At 56.5% G+C, this 3,060-nt stretch carries 1 protein-coding gene; it reads left to right on the top strand.

What is annotated here, in order from left to right; translation table 11 throughout:
* A partial coding sequence (locus Q3886_RS09700; protein WP_301861258.1) for a DUF927 domain-containing protein occupies positions 1-2,698 on the top strand: 2,698 nt, incomplete at its 5' end.
* Positions 2,699-3,060 lie beyond the last annotated feature (362 nt).

Genomic DNA, 3,060 nt, shown 5'->3' with positions numbered 1-3,060 from the left:
AGAGATTTGCCAGCTCGGCACGTTCTGGGCGGACATTGACATCGCCGATGCCGCATCCCACGCTAAGGACAACCTGCCGCCAGATATTCCCTCGGCGCTGTCGCTCATACCGGACAATCTGCCGCCGTCTGTCGTCGTCAGCTCCGGCCATGGGCTACACGTCTATTGGTTGCTGGACCGGCCGGTAACGGTTACCGACGACAACCGGCAGGAGGTCATGGACACGGCCCGGAAGGTGCAGCAGCTCATCCGCAATGCCGCCAGCCGGCGCGGCTGGCATATCGACCCCGTCGCCGACTTGTCCCGTATCCTGCGCGTGCCGGGCACGTGGAACTATAAAGGCGAGCCCGTACGGTGCGAAGTCATCGACGCCTCGTATGACCTGCGTTATGACTACGACCTGCTGTCAAACTTGGCCGTCGAAGTTTCGCAGCCAACCGAAAAGCGCGGCACGTCCTTCGAGCGGCGCAGGACCGACGGCGACGCCAAGTACATGCTGGCGAACTGCCGGTTTCTGCAGCACTGCCAAATCGACGCAGCGGATATTTCCTACGACGAATGGCTGGCCATGCTGACCAACGTGGCCAGGGCGTCGGACGGCGTGGCGGCCTGCCATGACCTGTCGCGCATCGACACCAAGCGCTACGATGAACGACAGGTGCAAGAAAAAATCGACGAAGTGCTGACGAACATGGCGCCGGCGACGTGCGAATACATCCAGAAGACGCTGCATTTTGATGGCTGCGATGCCTGCCAGGTGAAATGCCCGTCGTCGTGGTCGCTGGCAGCCGTCCCCAAGGCGCGGGCCATCGTGCGGGATATTGCCATCCCTACGGCCGACGCCGTGTTTACGCCGGAGGTCATGGGCAGCCTGGCCCTCTTGCAGGACAAGGACAGCATGGAGTTTGCCAAATTCAAGGATCGCTGCCGGGGGCATATCAACCTAAATGACCTGTCCAAAGCCCTGGCGCAGCAGCGGCAGCAGCAAATGCATGTCGTTCCGAAGGACCATGCCGAAGCCGGCGACGACGCACGGGACATTACGACGCAGCGCATCCTTGCCGATTGTCCCATAGACCTAATCATTCCGCCAGGCTTTGCCTTTTCCGCCGGAGGCGTGGAGCAGGTACAGAAAACGGAAAATAACGGCGAGAAACGGAATCTAGCCAGCGGATCGCCTGTCGTCCTGACGGCGCGTATCTTTAATATCGATACGGACCAGGAGAAGGTCGAGCTGTGCTTTAAGTACTATAACCAATGGCGGCGCGTCGTACAGGCACGCAGCACCGTCTTCAATAGCCGCAGCATCATCAAGCTGGCTGACTACGGCATTGATGTGACATCGGAATCGAGCAAGTACCTGGTGAAATACCTGCAATCTTTGGGAAACGTCAACGTACAGCGCATCCCGTTGCAGTACAGCGTGTCGCGGCTGGGGTGGCGCAACTATGAAACGGAATTCGTGCTGCCACAGCGCACGCCGTACCGCATCGAGCTGGACGACGACGGCGATATTACGTCGGCCTTTGCCGAATCGGGTACGTTGGATGGCTGGCGGAATCTGGCACATGAAGTACGCCAGTATCCTTACGCACGGCTGGTTCTTGCGGCGGGATTTGCGGCGCCGCTCCTGCGGATTTCGCCGCACCGCCGGAACTTCCTGTTGTATTTCTGGGGCACGTCCGGCGGCGGCAAGACGGCGGCTATTAAGTTTGCCTTATCGCCGTGGGGCGTACCGGACCAGCTCATGACGTCGTTCCTGACGACGAAAAACGGGCTGGAACGCAAGCTGCAGCTGTCGTCGGATTTCCCCGTCGGCATCACCGAACGGCAGGTGGCCGGAGGCGGGAAGGACAAGCAGGAGCAGCTGGAATACATCGCCTACATGCTCGAAGGTGGCAAAGGCAAGGGCCGGGCCAGTAAGACGGGCCTGCAGCGGACGGCGTCGTGGCGCGTCATCGGCATCGCCAACGGGGAAGAACCGCTGACGAAGGAAAACTCTATCCAGGGCGTGAAGAACCGGGTCCTTGAAATCAATACGTCGCCAATCCTGCCCGACGGGCTGGCAAGAAGGTGCCATGTCAGCGACCAGTACGGCATTGCCGGGCCGCAATTTATGGATTACGTGCTGCAGGACAAGGCGTCAGTCGGTGTCGTGTATCACGATGTCGCGGCGTACCTATCGCAGCACTTTTGGGGTTATTCCGAAGCCCATCTGTCGGCAGTCAGCCTCCTGGCGACGGCGGATTATTTGGTCAGCCGGTGGATCTTTGGCGAGGCGGCCGATCAGGCCATGCAGGAAGCCCTAAACATGTCCAGCGAAGCCATGAAAGCCTTGCCGACGAAGGGCCAGCTGTCGGACGTGGCGCGGGCCTGGGAGTTTGTGGAGAACTGGATCAGCGCCAATGCGGCGAAGATTATCCACGACAAGGACGATCGGTATACGCCGCCGCTGTTGGGATTTTGGAAGAAAGACAAGCTGTGCATTTATCCCGAAGGACTGACGAAAGCCATGGAAGACAATGGATTCAGTCCGGCGAAGCTGCTGAAGGAATTTGCGCAGGACGGGAAAATTGAAACAGAAATTGAAGGTGCTTCAGGGAAGGTACGGTATCGGAAGCGCATGAAGGATTTAAACAATCAATTGGTACGCGTTATCGTTATTACCTGCCCTCATACGCAAGACGTGTTATTTTGAAAAAAGTGGGAACTGTGGGCATTTTTTCCCACTCCATTTTAAAGAGTGGGAACCCTTGAAAAATGAATAGAATAGCGGTATGAGAGGGTATATAAAGTATAGGTTCCCACTTTTCCCACTACTTTTATATCAAACGTAATAATTTCCCTACCTACCCTTTACGTATATAGGGTAAGGGTGGTTTTAAAAATACACACACCCTTTTGAAAATGAGTGGGAACCTGTTGCATAACTCTGAAAAGCCGCATAAATACTGGATTTTCAAGACGATAAAAGTTCCCCCTAAAAGTGGGCATAAAAAAAGCGGGGTGAGATGATGGAGATACAGCGTATTCAATCGGCGTTCAATGAAATCCTGTCGG

Source organism: uncultured Megasphaera sp., from assembly GCF_958350005.1.
Lineage (GTDB): Bacteria > Bacillota > Negativicutes > Veillonellales > Megasphaeraceae > Megasphaera.
The sequence above is the reverse complement of the archived record's forward strand: the minus strand, read 5'-3'. Positions and strand labels throughout refer to the sequence as shown.